14 protein-coding genes and 2 pseudogenes are annotated in these 16,614 nt (G+C 55.0%); 9 read left to right on the plus strand and 7 right to left on the minus strand.

Going from position 1 to position 16,614, the window contains the following annotated elements; all coding sequences use genetic code 11:
* The first annotated feature begins 136 nt into the window (after positions 1-136).
* The 4 genes and pseudogenes from ynfE (at position 137) to dmsD (ending at position 4,695) form a co-directional block, all read left to right on the plus strand.
* A pseudogene (gene ynfE / locus ACSZO4_RS19490) lies at positions 137-2,574 on the plus strand (selenate/tellurate reductase subunit YnfE).
* 10 nt (positions 2,575-2,584) lie between these two features.
* Positions 2,585-3,202: a DMSO/selenate family reductase complex B subunit gene (locus ACSZO4_RS19495; RefSeq protein WP_437890685.1), complete on the plus strand. Its 618-nt coding sequence runs from the start codon at positions 2,585-2,587 to the stop codon at positions 3,200-3,202.
* Between the two features lies 1 nt (position 3,203).
* Positions 3,204-4,061: a dimethyl sulfoxide reductase anchor subunit family protein gene (locus ACSZO4_RS19500; RefSeq protein WP_437890686.1), complete on the plus strand. Its 858-nt coding sequence runs from the start codon at positions 3,204-3,206 to the stop codon at positions 4,059-4,061.
* Positions 4,062-4,080: 19 nt separating this feature from the next.
* Positions 4,081-4,695 carry a Tat proofreading chaperone DmsD gene (dmsD, locus tag ACSZO4_RS19505; RefSeq protein ID WP_437890687.1) on the plus strand — a complete coding sequence of 205 codons (615 nt, stop codon included), beginning with the start codon at positions 4,081-4,083 and terminating at the stop codon, positions 4,693-4,695.
* Between the two features lie 97 nt (positions 4,696-4,792).
* Here the strand turns inward: dmsD and bioD are convergent, their stop codons facing one another.
* The 3 genes from bioD to ACSZO4_RS19520 form a co-directional block, all read right to left on the minus strand.
* The gene (gene bioD / locus ACSZO4_RS19510) at positions 4,793-5,488 is read right to left on the minus strand and encodes a dethiobiotin synthase (RefSeq protein ID WP_437890689.1); all 696 of its coding nucleotides are present in this window, start codon (positions 5,486-5,488) and stop codon (positions 4,793-4,795) included.
* A 125-nt stretch (positions 5,489-5,613) separates the two neighbouring features.
* Positions 5,614-6,834 (minus strand): sugar metabolism global transcriptional regulator Mlc, encoded by a 1,221-nt coding sequence (mlc, locus tag ACSZO4_RS19515; protein WP_437890690.1) that lies wholly within the window; start codon positions 6,832-6,834, stop codon positions 5,614-5,616.
* Between the two features lie 130 nt (positions 6,835-6,964).
* Complete coding sequence (locus ACSZO4_RS19520) at positions 6,965-7,861, minus strand: LysR family transcriptional regulator (protein ID WP_437890692.1); 897 nt, start codon at positions 7,859-7,861, stop codon at positions 6,965-6,967.
* A gap of 108 nt (positions 7,862-7,969) precedes the next feature.
* Here ACSZO4_RS19520 and ACSZO4_RS19525 point away from each other — a divergent pair, with 108 nt between their 5' ends.
* The gene (locus tag ACSZO4_RS19525) at positions 7,970-9,220 is read left to right on the plus strand and encodes an MFS transporter (protein WP_437890694.1); all 1,251 of its coding nucleotides are present in this window, start codon (positions 7,970-7,972) and stop codon (positions 9,218-9,220) included.
* Positions 9,221-9,277: 57 nt separating this feature from the next.
* Here the strand turns inward: ACSZO4_RS19525 and ACSZO4_RS19530 are convergent, their stop codons facing one another.
* Positions 9,278-9,370, minus strand: coding sequence for a KPN_01571 family protein (locus ACSZO4_RS19530; RefSeq protein ID WP_437890695.1), 93 nt, complete (start codon positions 9,368-9,370; stop codon positions 9,278-9,280).
* Positions 9,371-9,503: 133 nt separating this feature from the next.
* Between ACSZO4_RS19530 and ACSZO4_RS19535 the strand changes: the two genes are divergently transcribed.
* The 4 genes from ACSZO4_RS19535 to ACSZO4_RS19550 all read left to right on the plus strand — a co-directional run bounded on the left by ACSZO4_RS19535 (position 9,504) and on the right by ACSZO4_RS19550 (position 12,656).
* Positions 9,504-10,988 carry a carboxypeptidase M32 gene (locus tag ACSZO4_RS19535; protein WP_437890696.1) on the plus strand — a complete coding sequence of 495 codons (1,485 nt, stop codon included), beginning with the start codon at positions 9,504-9,506 and terminating at the stop codon, positions 10,986-10,988.
* Positions 10,989-11,171: 183 nt separating this feature from the next.
* A complete protein-coding gene (gene asr / locus ACSZO4_RS19540; protein ID WP_437890697.1) occupies positions 11,172-11,564 on the plus strand; it encodes an acid resistance repetitive basic protein Asr in 393 nt (130 codons plus the stop codon).
* Positions 11,565-11,653: 89 nt separating this feature from the next.
* Positions 11,654-11,737 (plus strand): hypothetical protein, encoded by an 84-nt coding sequence (locus ACSZO4_RS19545; protein ID WP_437890703.1) that lies wholly within the window; start codon positions 11,654-11,656, stop codon positions 11,735-11,737.
* Positions 11,738-11,837: 100 nt separating this feature from the next.
* Positions 11,838-12,656, plus strand: a complete 819-nt coding sequence (locus ACSZO4_RS19550; protein ID WP_437890698.1) for a trypsin-like serine peptidase — start codon at positions 11,838-11,840, stop codon at positions 12,654-12,656.
* Between the two features lie 2 nt (positions 12,657-12,658).
* On the opposite strand, the gene ACSZO4_RS19555 is transcribed toward ACSZO4_RS19550, so the two are convergent.
* The 3 genes and pseudogenes from ACSZO4_RS19555 to ACSZO4_RS19565 all read right to left on the minus strand — a co-directional run bounded on the left by ACSZO4_RS19555 (position 12,659) and on the right by ACSZO4_RS19565 (position 16,416).
* Positions 12,659-14,824: a putative bifunctional diguanylate cyclase/phosphodiesterase gene (locus ACSZO4_RS19555; RefSeq protein ID WP_437890700.1), complete on the minus strand. Its 2,166-nt coding sequence runs from the start codon at positions 14,822-14,824 to the stop codon at positions 12,659-12,661.
* 108 nt (positions 14,825-14,932) lie between these two features.
* Positions 14,933-15,145, minus strand: a pseudogene (locus tag ACSZO4_RS19560) (SMR family transporter).
* 203 nt (positions 15,146-15,348) lie between these two features.
* Positions 15,349-16,416 carry an AI-2E family transporter gene (locus ACSZO4_RS19565; protein ID WP_437890702.1) on the minus strand — a complete coding sequence of 356 codons (1,068 nt, stop codon included), beginning with the start codon at positions 16,414-16,416 and terminating at the stop codon, positions 15,349-15,351.
* Between the last annotated feature and the right edge of the window lie 198 nt (positions 16,417-16,614).

Consider the following 16,614-nt stretch of genomic DNA (forward strand, 5'->3'; position numbering starts at 1 on the left):
CAGATTCGCGCGACTGACTTAAAGGTCAAACCTTTCGGAGTCCCCCGGCAAAGCCGGGGGTTTACCGGACTTAATTAGCCAGACATTAGTTCCGTTGCGTTATTACTTTTAGATCTTACTTATACTGGAGTGAGCTATGTCCAACGATGAATACCCGGCTGGGATCAGCCGACGAACGCTCGTCAAAAGTAGCGCGTTGGGCAGCCTTGCCCTCGCCGCCAGCAGTTTTTCGCTGCCGTTCGGTATGCGTACCGCCGCGGCTGCGGTGCAAAATGCAATGAAACCCGCCGGGGACAAAATTGTCTGGGGAGCCTGCTCCGTTAACTGCGGAAGCCGCTGTGCACTGCATTTTCACGTCAGTGACAACGAAGTGACCTGGGTTGAAACCGATAATACCGGGGACGATGTATACGGCAATCATCAGGTCCGGGCCTGCCTGCGAGGTCGTTCTATTCGCCGTCGAATTAATCACCCGGACCGTCTGAATTATCCGATGAAGCGCGTCGGTAAACGCGGCGAAGGCAAGTTCGAGCGCATTAGCTGGGACGAAGCCCTCGATACCCTGGCGACCAGCCTGAAAAACACCGTGGCGAAGTACGGCAACGAAGCGGTCTACATTAACTATTCTTCCGGGATCGTGGGGGGGAATATCACCCGTTCGTCCCCTTCCGCGTCAATCATTGCGCGTCTGATGAACCTGTACGGCGGTTTTCTTGGCCAGTACGGCACCTACAGCACCGCGCAAATTGCCTATGCGATGCCTTATACCTACGGCTCTAACGAAGGTAACAGCACCTCAGATATCGAAAACAGCAAACTGGTGGTGATGTTTGGCAATAACCCGGCTGAAACCCGCATGAGCGGCGGGGCATCACTTATTTCCTTGAACAGGCGCGCGAGCGCAGCAATGCGCGGATGATCGTTATCGACCCGCGCTATACCGATACGGCTGCCGGACGTGAAGATGAGTGGATCCCAATCCGTCCCGGAACCGATGCCGCGCTGGTCTGTGGGCTGGCCTGGGTACTGATCAATGAAAATCTGGTGGATCAGGCCTTTCTCGACGCTTACTGCGTCGGCTATGACGAGAAAACCCTGCCTGCCGATGCCCCGGCTAACGGGCACTACAAAGCCTGGATCCTCGGCGAAGGGGACGACGGCACTGCCAAAACCCCGCAATGGGCGTCCGCCATCACCGGTATTCCGGCAGACCGCATTATTAAACTCGCGCGGGAAATCGGCAGCGCCAAACCGGCGTATATCTGCCAGGGCTGGGGGCCGCAGCGTCAGGCTAATGGCGAGCAGACGTCCCGAGCGATTGCCATGCTGCCCATTCTCACCGGCAACGTGGGGATTAACGGCGGTAACAGCGGCGCGCGTGAGTCCACCTACACCATCACCATCGAACGGATGCCGATCCCGGAAAACCCGGTGAAAACCAAAATTTCCTGCTTCACCTGGACCGACGCCATTGTCCGTGGCCCGGAGATGACCGCCCTGCGTGACGGCGTGCAGGGGAAAGACAAGCTGGATGTGCCCATTAAGTTTATCTGGAACTACGCCGGGAACACCATTACCAACCAGCATGGGGACATCAACCGTACTCACAACATTTTGCAGGACGACACCAAATGCGAAATGATTGTGGTTATCGAAAACTTTATGACCTCGTCGGCAAAATATGCCGATCTGCTGCTGCCGGACCTGATGTCCGTCGAGCAGGAAGATATTATCCCCAACGACTATGCCGGGAATATGGGCTACCTGCTGTTCCTGCAACCGATCACCACGCCGAAATTTGAACGTAAACCGATTTACTGGATAACCAGCGAAATCGCCCGCCGCCTTGGGCCTGATATTTATCAAAAATTCACCGAGGGTCGAACCCAGGAGGAGTGGCTTAAGCACCTGTATGCCAAAATGCTCGCCAAAGATCCGCAGTTGCCGTCTTACGAAGAACTTAAAAAAATGGGCATCTATAAACGCAAAGATCCTAATGGACACTTTGTGGCCTATAAAAAGTTCCGCGATGACCCGGTTGCGAACCCACTAAAAACGCCATCTGGCAAAATCGAAATCTACTCAAGCCGTCTGGCGAAAATTGCCGGTAGCTGGGAGTTACAAAAAGATGAGGTGATCAGCGCCCTGCCGATCTACGCCTCAACCTTTGAAGGCTGGGATGACCCTTCGCGCGCCACATTCCCGTTGCAGATGTACGGCTTCCACTACAAATCCCGAACCCACTCCACTTACGGCAACATCGATGTGCTGGATGCGGCCTGCCGCCAGGAAGTGTGGCTCAACCCGATTGATGCGCAAAAACGCGGGATCGCCAATGGCGATATGGTGCGGGTCTTTAATGCCCGCGGCGAAGTACGGATTGCCGCAAAAGTCACCCCCCGTATTATGCCCGGCGTCAGCGCCATGGGTCAGGGAGCCTGGCACGATGCCAGTATGACCGGCGATCGCATTGACCATGGTGGCTGTGTGAACACGCTGACCACCCAGCGCCCTTCGCCGCTGGCAAAAGGCAACCCCCAGCACACCAATCTGGTTGAAATTGAGAAGGTTTGAGGAGTAGCCGATGACAACCCAATATGGATTTTTTATTGATTCCGCCCGCTGCACCGGCTGCAAAACCTGTGAGCTGGCCTGTAAAGATTACAAAAATTTGACCCCGGAAGTCAGTTTTCGCCGCATCTACGAATACGCCGGGGGTAACTGGCAGGAAGACAACGGCGTCTGGCATCAGAATGTGTTTGCCTATTGCCTGTCGATTGCCTGTAACCACTGCGAAGATCCGGCCTGCACCAAAGTTTGCCCCAGCGGAGCGATGCACAAGCGTGACGACGGCTTTGTGGTGGTAAACGAAGATATCTGCATCGGCTGTCGTTACTGCCATATGGCCTGCCCCTACGGCGCGCCGCAGTACAATGCGCAGAAAGGCCATATGACCAAATGCGATGGCTGCTACAGCCGTGTTGCAGAAGGTCACAAGCCGATTTGCGTCGAATCCTGCCCGCTGCGGGCGCTGGATTTTGGCCCGATTGATGAACTGCGTAAAACCCACGGCGAACTGGCCGCCGTTGCGCCGCTTCCGGCCGCACGTTTCACAAAGCCGTGCATTGTGATTAAACCTAACGCCAACAGCCGCCCTACCGGGGACACCACCGGCTTTCTGGCTAACCCGCAGGAGGTGTGAGATGGGTAACGGATGGCATGAATGGCCGCTGGTGTTATTTACCGTACTTGGCCAGTGCGTGGCGGGCGGCTTAATCGTAATGGGGCTCGGCTGGATGGCGGCGAAAGACGACTCTGCACGCCAGCTGCGCATTACCCGCAGTATGTTCTTTTTATGGCTGCTGATGGGCGTGGGCTTTATCGCCTCCATGATGCACCTGGGCTCGCCACTGCGGGCGTTTAACTCCCTGAACCGGGTCGGCGCTTCGGCGCTGAGCAACGAAATCGCTGCAGGTTCGCTGTTCTTCGCCGTGGGCGGATTCTGGTGGCTGCTGGCGGTGCTCGGCAAAATGCCGGCGGCGCTGGGTAAAATCTGGCTTATTGTCAGCATGGCGCTCGGCGTTGCCTTTGTGGTGGCGATGACCCGGGTGTATCAGATTGATACCGTGCCGACCTGGCACACCGCTTACACCACGGTGGGTTTCTTCCTGACCATGCTGCTCGGCGGGCCGCTGCTGGCGGCGCTGCTGCTGCGCCTGGCCGGAAGCACATTTAACGGTGCCACCTTTGCCACCCTGAGCGTTGCGGCGCTGCTGGCAAGCCTGGCGCTGGTAATGTTGCAGGGGATGAGTTTAAGCGCCGTGCACAGTTCGGTGGTACAGGCAGATGCGCTGGTGCCGGACTACGCGCTGCTCCAGGTCTGGCGGATGCTGCTGCTGGTTGCCGGGCTGGGCTGCTGGATTTGCCCTCTGGTGATGCGCAGACAACCACGTGCAATCAGCCTGTTTGCCGGGGTGACGCTGGTGCTGGTCGGTGAACTGATTGGCCGTGGCCTGTTCTATGGCTTACATATGACAGTCGGTATGGCCGTCGCGGGTTAATCACTCTCAGGAAACAGCAATGACTGACAACCTCTACGGCGACGATTTCGCCTTTACCGCCAGGATCCTCGGGATGCTGTTTTACTCGCCGCCGGACAGTGAACCGGTAAAACCGATTATCGGGGCATTCTTAAACGGTGACTGGCAAACGCAATGGCCGCTGCCAGCCCAGAGTCTGGCCCCGCTGGCGCAGGGGTTTACCACCGTCAGTGAAGAGCCTCTTGATGCGGCCTGGCAGCGCCTGTTTATCGGCCCCTGGGCACTGCCTGCGCCGCCCAGGGGATCCGTGTGGCTCGACAAAGAAAGCGTCATCTTTGGCGACTCGACGCTGGCCCTGCGCCAGTGGATGCGCGAGAACCAGATTGTCTGGCATGCGCAGGAAAACGAGCCTGAAGATCATTTTGGCACCCTGCTGCTGCTCGCCGCCTGGCTTGCAGAGAACCGACAATACGCCGCCTGCGACGCACTCCTGGCCTGGCATCTTCTGCCCTGGTCCGGGCGATTTCTGACGGTGTTTTGTGAACAGGCCGGGCATCCGTTCTGGCAGGCGCTGGGGATGCTGGCGCAAAGGACGCTGGCACACTGGCAGTCGCAGCTCCTCATGCCGGTGGCTGATAAACCGCTCTGGCGTTGAGGCCGTTAAAAACCACAAAGGGCGCAAGTGACAACGTCACCTGCACCCTTTTTTATGCCTGCTTTTTACTCTGGCAACAGGCTATTTTTCTGACGGATTACGCCAGAATTCGATCCGCCACCAGCATGCCGTTCGCCATCTGCAAATTGATATACTGCGCCAGCTCACGCTGTTCAGCCCGAGGCAGATAAGGCAACTCACCGACCAGCGGCGCGGGCAGTTTACGGCTCAGAACGTTGATTATCTCAGCGTAGTGCGCAAGCCCAGGGTTGATACGGTTCGCCACCCAGCCAATCAGCGGCAGACCGTCGCTGGCAATGGCCTGCGCGGTCAACAGGGCATGGTTGATACAGCCTTCCTGAATACCCACCACCATCACCACCGCCATCTGCTCCTGCACCACCCACTCAGAGAGCGGGCGCAGATCGTTCATCAGACTGCGCCAGCCGCCGGTACCCTCAACGACCACATGATCAACCCGGTCGCAAAGATGGGCCAGACCATTAGACAGAAGGGTGTAATTAATCGGAAAACTATGCGCGACGCTACTTTCATCTTCACTGAGCGCAACAGGATTCACCGCCGAATAGGGCAACTCTATGGACGAAACACTTTGCAAAACCATCGCATCTTTATTGCGCAGGCCCTCTGGTGTCTCTTTACTCCCTTTAGCGACCGGTTTGTAACCCGCGACGGTTCTGCCACTGGCCGCCAGCGCCTGAAGCAGCGCGCGGGACACCACTGTCTTCCCGACAGACGTATCAGTACCCGTTACAAAGAAACGCTTAAGCATCGCTAACTCCACCGTTATGCTACGAAAATATAAATAAGGAAAATAATTCAGTGGTGGAAGTCTATGTTAAGCGTCAGTCAGGCAGCTTGAGATAGCGCAATATTTAGTACAACAACAGGAAAATGTCAGCCCTGTAACAGACGGATAAGCAGAGAACCGTTATACATCGCGTCTTTTACCAGTGCGGCGCCTGCCATGGTGCCCTGATTAGTGAATTGCGTACTTTCAACGGCGATATGCTTACTGTAGGCCGGAAGGGACTGCTGACGAACACAGTCAGCAATGGCCGGGAAGAGGATTTCCGCCGCTTTGCTCAGCGGCGAACCAATAAGAATTTTTTGTGGATTGAATAAATTCACCATAATGGCCAGAATGCGGCCGACATTGGCCCCCACGCCGCTGATAATGTCTTTCGCCAGCAGGTCTCCCCGCAGGGCGGCATCGCACAATGACTCCACCGTCAGCGGTTGCTGATGCAGCATTGAGCTCATCGACTGGCTCATACGCAGTTGCGCCAGCTCCAGCACGCTCTCAACGCTGGCAATGGTTTCCAGGCACCCATGGTTACCGCAATAACAGCGTTTACCGTAGGGATCGACCTGGGTATGGCCAATCTCCACCAGGCTGCTGCTACCCGCATGCAGCAGGCGTCCATCGGTGATGACTCCTGCCCCCACGTTATGGTCAATCACTACCTGAATCACATCCCGCGCCCCGCGCGAGGCGCCAAAAAGAGCCTCCGCCATGGTCCAGGCGCTGATATCGTGCTGTACATACACCGGCACGCCCGTGTGCTTTTCCAGCGCCTCGCCCAGCGGCATATCCTTCACATCGTCATAAAACGGCATGCGATGGACGATGCCATTTTCCGTATCAATGATCCCCGGCAAGGTGATGGCGATAGCGGTCAGACGTTCGAGTTTCTGCGTATGACGGGTAAAGAAGGCATCGATATGATTGATGATCCGCGCCAGCAACGGCGTTTCGTCGGTAAGGGGCAGCTCAAGCAGCTCTTCAACAACCAGCTTACTGCTCAGGTCACGCAGGGAGAGGACGATTTCCGCCCGGCTGATACGTAAAGAGAGATAGTGCCAGGCTTCGGTTTCCACCATCAGCCCCACCGCTGGCCGCCCGCGGCTGCCAGGCTCCTGAATTTCGGTCTCCTGTACCAGGTGTGCTTCCAGCATTTCACGCACAATCTTGGTAATACTGGCGGGCGCAAGCTGTGCCAGTCTTGAAAGATCGATGCGCGAAACCGGGCCAAGCTGATCAATAAGGCGATAGACCGCCCCTGCGTTGGTCTGCTTAATTTGATCAATATGACCAGGCTGACTATCAGCAACCACCTCTGACTCCCTTTATTTTTGAGCTCGAAATAAACTTTTCGATATGGTGAAGCACTTCATGAGTCGCCGTCAAATATTTACGTAGCCTTGTGATTTACAGCACATTTTTCAGGGGGGTATTGCGCAATTTTCATCCATTTACTGCGCCGATCAGTTTTTGTTTGAAACGCCGTGCCGCCGTTCCCTGCTCACGATGTTTTGCCCACACCAGCCACATTTCCGAAATCGCATCTTCCTCAAGGATCGGTACCCAGCGAATTTCATTCAGCTGCACGCGGCGAAACGACGCGGGCAAAATCGAAACGCCCAGCCCGGCGGCAACCAGGCCGATAATGGTCATCGCTTCGCCCACCTCCTGAGTGATGGTCGGCGTCAGGTTATAGCGGCGCAGCAGGCCGAGAATATCGTCATACAATCCGGTTCCCACATGTGGATCGAAAAAGACAAAGGGTTCCTGCGCCAGCTCCACCAGCGAGACCCCCTTTTTGGCGGCCAGCGGGTGATCGCGGTGGATCATCGCCAGCAGCGGTTCACGTAAAATCACCTCCCACGCCAGGTTATCCGGCAGCAGGGTGTTGCGCATCAGCCCCAGCTCCAGCCCGCCATCGTTAAGGGGGGCTATCTGCTCGCGGGTGTTGATTTCACGGGTCTGAATATGCACGTCCGGGTAGAGCTGGCGAAAGGATGAGAGGGTGTCGGAAACCGCTTTAATAAAGGGCGCGGACGAGGTAAAGCCAATCCGCAACTCGCCGGTTTCCCCCTGGTGAAGACGGGCCGCGCGGGCAGCGGCCTCTTCAACCTGGCTTAAAATCTGTCGGCTGTCGGCGAGAAACTGCCGCCCGGCCGCCGTCAGCGAGACGCTGCGGTTAGTCCGGGCGAACAATCTGGCGCCTATTTGCTGCTCCAGAATCTGGATTTGCTGGCTCAACGGCGGCTGGGAAATGTTAAGCCGGGCGGCGGCGTGGCCAAAATGCAGCTCTTCGGCAACGGCAATAAAATAGCGAAGATGGCGAAGTTCAATATTCATATTCTAAAAGTATTATTTGAGACTATTAATATATTAGACAGAATATTCCGCATTTCATACCCTTACTGTTATCCCCGTCTTGTCGGGATCCCCATCTAAGGACAAAAAGTGAGTCGTACATCAACCGTCGATACCCTCCCCGCGAGTGGCGCCGACGACACCGCCCATGTTTTACCCACTCAATATATTAAACGTGGTACCCCCCAGTTCATGCGCGTCACCCTGGCGCTGTTCTCCGCCGGACTGGCAACCTTTGCCCTGCTTTACTGCGTACAGCCCATTTTGCCGGTGCTGTCACAGGAATTTGCCATCTCCCCGGCAAGCAGCAGTATTTCACTCTCGATATCAACCGCGATGCTGGCCATTGGCCTGCTGTTTACCGGCCCGTTGTCGGATGCGATCGGGCGAAAAAAAGTAATGGTCACAGCACTGCTGCTGGCATCCTGCTGTACCCTGCTTTCGACCATGATGACCAGCTGGCACGGCATTCTGGTGATGCGCGCCCTGCTCGGCCTCTCCCTGAGTGGGGTTGCTGCCGTAGCGATGACCTACCTGAGTGAAGAGATCCACCCAAGCTTTGTGGCGTTCTCGATGGGGCTGTATATCAGCGGTAACTCAATTGGCGGGATGAGCGGCCGGTTGCTCAGCGGCGTCTTTACCGATCTCTTTAACTGGCGTATTGCTCTGGCGGCAATTGGCTGTTTTGCCCTTGCCTCCGCGCTGATGTTCTGGCGTATTCTGCCGGAATCACGCCATTTTCGTCCTTCTTCGCTGCGCCCGCATACCCTGATGATTAACTTTCGGCTGCACTGGCGCGATCGCGGCCTGCCATTGCTGTTCCTCGAAGGTTTCCTGTTAATGGGCTCCTTCGTCACCCTGTTTAATTACATCGGTTACCGGTTGATGGCTTCCCCCTGGATGCTGAGCCAGGCGGTGGTCGGCTTACTCTCCGTGGCCTATCTGACGGGCACCTGGAGTTCACCGAAAGCCGGAGCCATGACGGCAAAATATGGCCGCGGCCCGGTGATGCTCGGCGCAATCGCCATCATGCTAAGCGGCGTGCTGCTGACTCTGATCCCCTCTTTGTGGGTCATTTTTGCCGGTATGCTGCTGTCCACCGCCGGATTCTTTGCCTCCCACTCGGTTGCCAGTAGCTGGATTGGCCCTCGCGCACGTCGCGCCAAAGGCCAGGCCTCATCACTCTATTTGTTCAGTTACTATCTGGGCTCAAGTATCGCAGGTACTCTGGGGGGCGTGTTCTGGCACAACTACGGGTGGAACGGGGTCGGCGGGTTTATCGCCCTGATGCTTATCCTGGCGCTGTTAGTAGGCAAACATATCCATCGCCGTTTGCGCTAAACGGTGATCGTTTCAGGCCCCGGTTATCCGGGGCTTGTGGCGATGTGGCCCAGGCAATCAAAAGATCGTCAGAACTGAAGCGGCTCCAACAAGTTCTCTTACTGCATCAAGCGCCATCAGCGCGAACATAACCCACACAAACGGATTCATAATGTCATCGGTACGGTTGAATAAGGTCGTTTAAGTACGACTTTTTTATTATGGTACTGCCCATTACACTTCGCTATCCCGCCCCCTGAAACAAAGGGGAGAATAAAAATTATTCATATTGATAAGAGGCATTATGGAAAATAGCAATTATCAGCAGCTCACCCGTACCTTCCAGCGGCTCTCCCGTTTCTCCCATCTTTCTGCCATCGCTGGCTGGGATATGTTTGCCATGATGCCGCCAGGCGGCAGCACCGCCCGTGGCGAAGCCCTTGCCGAACTTGGCGTATTGCAGCACCAGATCCTGACGGATAAACGCGTCGGCGAATGGCTGCACAATGCGCTTAGCGAAGATCTTAATGACGTTGAACAGGCTAACCTGCGCGAGATGACCCGCCATTATCAGCAGGCGGCGCTGTTACCGGAAAGCCTGGTCGAAGCCAAATCGCTGGCCGGGAGCAAATGCGAGCACGCCTGGCGCACCCAGCGTCCGGCCAATGACTGGGCGGGCTTTAGCGCAAACCTGAAAGAGGTGGTAAAACTGAGCCGCGAGGAAGCCCGGCTGCGCGCGGCAGAAAAAGGCTGTTCGGCATACGATGCCCTGCTGGATATTTTCGAACCCGATATGACCAGCGCCCGCCTCGATGTGCTCTTTGCCGACCTGAAATCCTGGCTGCCGGATCTGCTGGCAAAGGTCGTGGACAAACAGTCCCGTGAAACCCTTATCACCCCGCAAGGCCCCTTCCCGAGCGCCACTCAGCGTGAACTGGGGCTGGAAGCCATGACCTTACTGGGCTTTGATTTTAACGCCGGACGACTGGACATCAGCGCCCATCCGTTTTGCGGCGGCGTGCCGGAAGATGTCCGCATCACCACCCGCTACGACGAAAACGAACTGCTGAGCGCTCTGTTCGGAGTGGTTCACGAAACCGGCCATGCCCGCTATGAGCAAAATCTGCCGCGCCAGTGGCTGGGGCAGCCGATCGCGCAGGCACGCTCCACCGCTATTCATGAATCCCAGAGCCTGTTTTTTGAAATGCAGCTTGGGCGCAGCAATGCATTTATGAAACTGTTGCTTCCCGCTATCAGGAAGCACTTTGGCGCGCAACCGGCGTTTGAAGAAGCTAACTTTATCGCCTGGAACCAGCGGGTGAAACCCGGCTTTATTCGGGTGGATGCCGATGAAGTGAGCTACCCGGCACATGTGATCCTGCGCTATGAGATTGAGCGGGCGCTGATCGACGGGGATATTGAAGTTGAGGATATTCCGGCCCTGTGGGATGAGAAAATGCAGGCGTGGCTGGGGCTGTCAACCAAAGATAACTACCGCAACGGCTGTATGCAGGATATTCACTGGACCGACGGCGGCTTTGGCTACTTCCCTTCTTATACCCTGGGAGCCATGTACGCCGCCCAGCTGTTCCAGGCGGCCCGCAAGGCACTGCCAGGGCTGGACAGCGCCATCGCCAGCGGTGATTTCTCCGCCCTCTTTAACTGGCTTGGGCAGAACATCTGGCAGCACGGCAGCCGTTTCTCCACCGAACAGCTTATTGAGAACGCCACCGGTGAATCCCTCAACGCGCGCTACTTCCGCGATCATCTGACCGCGCGCTATCTGTAACGCCGCGAAAAATAGGCAGATTGCGTGACCGCGCAATCTGCACCTCTCACCAACGACACGGGTTGTACATCCCGTTACACGCCGAAACCAATGACTCACGGAAGCCTCGTGTTTACAGCGATATAGTGTTTTCAACGGCCCCGCAGTGGGGTTGAATGAAAAACCAAATTCGAGGATATCAGAATGAAAAAAGTATTAGCTCTGGTTGTTGCCGCTGCTATGGGTCTGTCTTCTGTTGCATTCGCTGCTGACGCTGCAACCACCACTGCGGCGCCTGCTGCAACCACAACCACCGCTGCTGCGCCTGCTGCTAAAGCGCCGGTGAAAAAAGTGCACAAACACAAGAAAGCCGCTGTACAGAAAGCGCAGGCCGCTAAAGTGAAAAAACATCACAAAAAAGCGGCAACTAAACCAGCTGTAGAGCAGAAAGCTCAGGCTGCTAAAGTGAAAAAACACCACAAAAAAGCAGCCGCTAAACCGGCTGTAGAGCAGAAAGCACAGGCTGCTAAAGTTAAACATCACAAAAAACACGTAAAACACACTGCAACTCAACCGGCTGCACAGCCAGCAGCATAAGTTGTGAAGTAGTACCTGCCTGCGGTAAAGGCGGAGTCAATCATCGGCGCTAACCTCTCAGGGAAGCGCCGTTTTTCTCTGGAGGGTCTATGCTGCGACGTTATCGCTTTGAGTTTATCCTGCTGTTGCTCATTTTGTGCGCGCTCATTGCCTTTCGGTTCTATCTTTTCTGATGTAGCACGCTGATTTTATTCCCACTTTTCTGCCGTCCCGGCTATAGTCTATGGGTCAGGGTTTACTTTAATAATCATAATTGCCCCACCAGAGTGAGATATGCGAAAAACCGCTGTGCTATTACTGGGATCGATTTTTCTTTTCTCCACTCACGGTCATGCTGAAGATGGCGACAGCAGCGCCATGAATGCACGTGATGTGAAAACACTGTTCTTTGGTCAGGATGACAGAGTGCCCGTGACCGCCCCGGCGCGTTCGCCCTGGGATGCGATTGGCCAGCTTGAAACCGCCAGTGGCAATTTGTGCACCGCCACCCTGATCTCTCCGCATCTGGCGCTGACCGCAGGTCATTGCCTGTTAACGCCGCCCCACGGCAAACCGGATAAAGTCGTCGCCCTGCGTTTTGTATCGCAAAAAGGCAGCTGGCGCTATGAGATCCACAGTATCGAAGGCCGCGTTGATGCCTCGCTTGGCAAACGCCTGAAGGTCGATGGCGATGGCTGGATTGTTCCGGCCTCCGCCGCCCCCTGGGATTTTGGTCTGGTGATTTTACGTAACCCGCCGTCTGGTATCACCCCGCTGCCGGTGTTCGTTGGTGACAAAGAAGCGCTGACTGAGGCGCTAAAAGTCGCCGGGCGAAAGGTCACCCAGTCAGGTTATCCGGAAGATCATCTGGAGACCCTCTACAGTCACCACGACTGCGTGGTCACCGGCTGGGCGCAAAGCAGCGTACTGTCGCATCAGTGCGATACCCTGCCTGGAGACAGCGGCTCTCCTTTGATGCTCAACACGCCCGAAGGCTGGCAGGTTATTGCGGTACAAAGTTCCGCGCCAGCGGCGAAAGACCGCTGGCGGGCCGATAACCGTGCTATTTCGATTACCGGTTTTCGCGACAAGCTGGAAGCTCTGGCGAGATAGCGCTACCCCTGCAACTGCGGCTTACGCAGTTGCAGAATGTTTTCCAGCGGCATAGGTTCACTGAAGAAATAGCCCTGCAGCTGATCGCAGCCGGCCAGACGCAGTAACTTCATCTGTTTTTCATTCTCAATGCCCTCAGCCACCACCAGCATCCCCAGCGCGCTGGCAATACGAATAGTGCCTCTCACCAGTGCGGAGGCCTGTTCATCGTCATCCACCAGCCCCGCCAGCGATTTATCGATCTTGATGGTTTCAAAATGGAAACGGCGCAGATAGCCAATACTTGAATAGCCGGTGCCAAAATCATCCAGCGCCACCGAGGTGCCCAGCGCGCGTAAATAGGTGATAGCCGACAGCGCCCGTTCCGGGTTTTCCAGCACATAGGTTTCGGTGACTTCAAGTTGCAGACGGGCAGCGGGAAAACGGGTGCTTGCCAGGGCGCTGGCCACTTTGACTTCAAATTCCGGATCGCGAAATTGTGCCGGAGAGATATTGACCGACAGTTTTAAATCGCTAAAAGGCTGAAGATCGCTACAGGCGCGGCGCAGTACAAACTGCCCGAGGGCGTAAATCAGGCCGCTGGTTTCGGCGATGGTAATAAACGCATCCGGCTTCAGCTCTCCGCCCGGACGTCGCGGCCAGCGCACCAGAGCTTCGACGCCAATCATCACCAGGCTGCGGGCATCGACAATAGGTTGATACCAGACGTCAAATTCATCGTTATCCAGCCCGCTGCGAATATCATTCTCGATCATCAGTTGATGTTCGCGGACGCTGTTCAGTTCCTCATCGTAATGGGTAACCCGGCCCTTGCCGGTGCTCTTTGAATGGTACATGGCGATATCCGCCCGACGGAATAACTCCGAACTGGTGCAGGCAAGCAGGGTTGCGCTGGCAATACCGATGCTGGCGCCAATATGAACGGTTCGCTTACTGACCTTAATCGGCACACTCAGGGCGAGCAGAGCTTTTGCGGCAAAGTCATCTGCTTTTTCTTCTGCCCAGGGGCCGCTGATGGTCATCGCAAATTCATCCCCGCCCATTCGCACCAGCGTGCCGTCGGTCGGGACAATATCCGTAAGCAACTGGGCGACGGTAACAATTAAGCGATCGCCGACATCATGCCCATAGATATCATTTACATCCTTAAAGCCATCCAGATCGATAAACACCACGCTTATCATGCTGCTGTCGCCCTGCATACTCAGCTTATCGAGCTTTTCGATCAGGGCGCGTCGGTTAGGTAAACGACTGAGCCAGTCGGTATAGGCGATACGACGGGCTATTTTTTCCCCTTTGGCTAGCTTATAAAGCCCGGCGCTGCTCAACACGATAAACAGCAGGATCAGTCCCGAGGCTAACATGGCAATCTGGCGAATATTATCAGCAGCGGTGTTGGCGGCTTCAGCACCAGGTAAACGCGGGCTCCAGCTTAACCAGCCCAGCACTTCCCCGGCGGCGCTTTCCAACGGAACGCTATTGTTCGTCTCTTTTTCCGGCGAAAACGTTAAGCTGGCAATCTGGAAAGTATCCCCCAGCTCGCGCAGGATATCGTTGTTCAGATGACGGGTGATAAGCAGATAACGGCGCTCCCCCCCGGTGACCTGTAGCTCGCCGACCATTGGCCGGATCAAGCCGATAGCAAAAAAGGCAACGCCTTCGTGGGTACGGGTTATACCGGCGAAAATCTGATTCTGACTGGACAGCGCCTGCGTATTATTGCGGATCAGCGCCTGTAATCCATTACCGAAGAAACTCAGGGAATGATCGCTGACCTGTTGACTGCGAAACGCTCCCCAGCGCATCTGATAGTTTTCATCCAGCACAAAGGTGCCATCATAGAGATTATTGATTTTGAAACCGATGCCCCAGGTGTTATACAGCCACTGGGTATTGAGCTGCGGGCTGTAGGTCTCCCGCACGGCGTCATTCCACACCGCATTATCAATCACCAGCGTTTTCATCCGATTTATTGAGGTCTGAATCGCCCCCTGAACTGATAACGCCGTCCGGTGTTCGTCTATTTCATTGGCTTTACTGCTAATCAGATGGAGGGACAGATACAACAGCGCAACAATAGAAATAATCAGCCCGAAACCCGCCATAAAAACCATCACGAACAGCGTTTTTGCCCCGGGAATATTACGCCAGCTAAACGGGTTTAACATTCTCCATCCCTCATATCCTGGCCGGAAATAGCAATCGTGTTGTTGTATATAAACTTAAGCGTAATACAGAAGTAAAAATTCGCTGCCCTATTTCAGACAGCGAAGACATCAGGCCAGTTTAATCAAAATCATCCCAACTATTAAAAGGATAAGTCCGGCCCAGCTTTTTTGTTCAGCCGTTGACCAAAGAGGATCCAGCCCGCCGCCAGCGTGGCCGCGATACCAAAGCCGCCCCACAGGGCGACTGAACCCCACAAGCGCCTGAGATAAGGCACTGAAAGCGGCAAGCCAGGCGGCGTGGATCCATTCAAACTGTTGCATTCTCGCCTCCCTGTTTTATTGCCCTCCCGCTGCGGGTGCCGGATTTAATCAACATAATGCCGCAAACCAGCGTCGTCAGTCCGGCCACTTTCACCGGAGGCAGGGTTTCACCAACAGCAGGCAGAAGGGTTTGGCAGAGACAGAGCAGAAATATAAATTCTGCTTTCCCCGACCTTTCGACCGGGGAATAAGATTACACCTGCTTATTGTCCGTTTTTTTCTTTCATCGCCCGGTCTTCAGCAAGTAAATTCCATGACGAGATAAACAACCCGGCGATCAACGGCCCGATGACAAAACCATTAATACCGAAAAGCTGTAAACCACCCAGGGTGGTAAATAAAATTAAATAATCCGGCATACGGGTATCTTTGCCGACCAGCAATGGCCGCAAAATATTATCCGCAAGACCCACCACAATGACAAAATAGAGCGTCAACACCACCGCGGTGACCGTTTCACCGGTTGTCGACAAATAGACCACCGCAGGAACCCAGATAATTGCCGTACCGACCGCCGGGATCAGCGACATAAACGCCATCAGCGTGGCCCATAACAGGCTACCGTTGAACCCGGCAAACCAGAACGCCGCGCCGCCAAGCGCGCCCTGGACAATCGCCACCACCAGCGTGCCCTTTACCGTTGCCCGGGACACGCCGGCAAATTTATGAAACAGACGACGTTTAATTTTATCCGTCAGGGGGATCGCAATAAATATCCTGCGCACCAGCCGTGAACCGTCCTTCAGTAAAAAGAACAACAGATACACCATCATGCAAAAACCGATGGTCAGACCGAGCGTATTTTTACCGATAATTACCGCACTGCCTGCCAGATAACGTCCGGCGGCTAATGCGACTCCGGATATTTTCTCCCGGATGGTGCTCACCGAATTAAAATCGTTATCCTGCAGGTAGCTTCTTGCCCAGTCCGGAAGTGCGTTGATGCCATTGTTTAAGAGTTGCGGTAAATCGGAGGCGTTACTTTGCAGGCGCTGATAGAGGGCATTTAATTCGACGATTAATGAAGAGATCACCACCATCAATGGAAGAAACACAATAATACAAATAAGCAATACGGTCAGTAACGACGCAATCCCATCGCGACCACGTAAAAGTGCAGTGAGTTTAATGTTCAGCGGATAAAAAATAAGTGCCAGGATCACCGCCCAAATGATCGCCGAATAATAAGGCAGGATCAGGCTAAAAAAGGCTACGCTGACCAGCAGCAGTAGCAAAATAAAAAACAGATAATTCACTTTTAACGTCGTCATACTCGCCGTCCATTGGTTAATCTGTTGACAAGTGTAGTGTTTATCCAATTGATTGTAAAAAGTATGCTTCCCCCTCACCCCAACCCTCTCCCTCAAGGGAGAGGGAGCCGTCCGAGCTCGCTTTTCTCCCTCTCCCCGTGGGAGAGATACCGTCTTGCGGTTCAGGCCGCAAGCGGTATTTCAGCGTCGAACATGCGG

Origin of the sequence: Phytobacter sp. V91 (assembly GCF_965644225.1) — a bacterium.
Taxonomy (GTDB): Bacteria; Pseudomonadota; Gammaproteobacteria; order Enterobacterales; family Enterobacteriaceae; genus CBFFRJ01.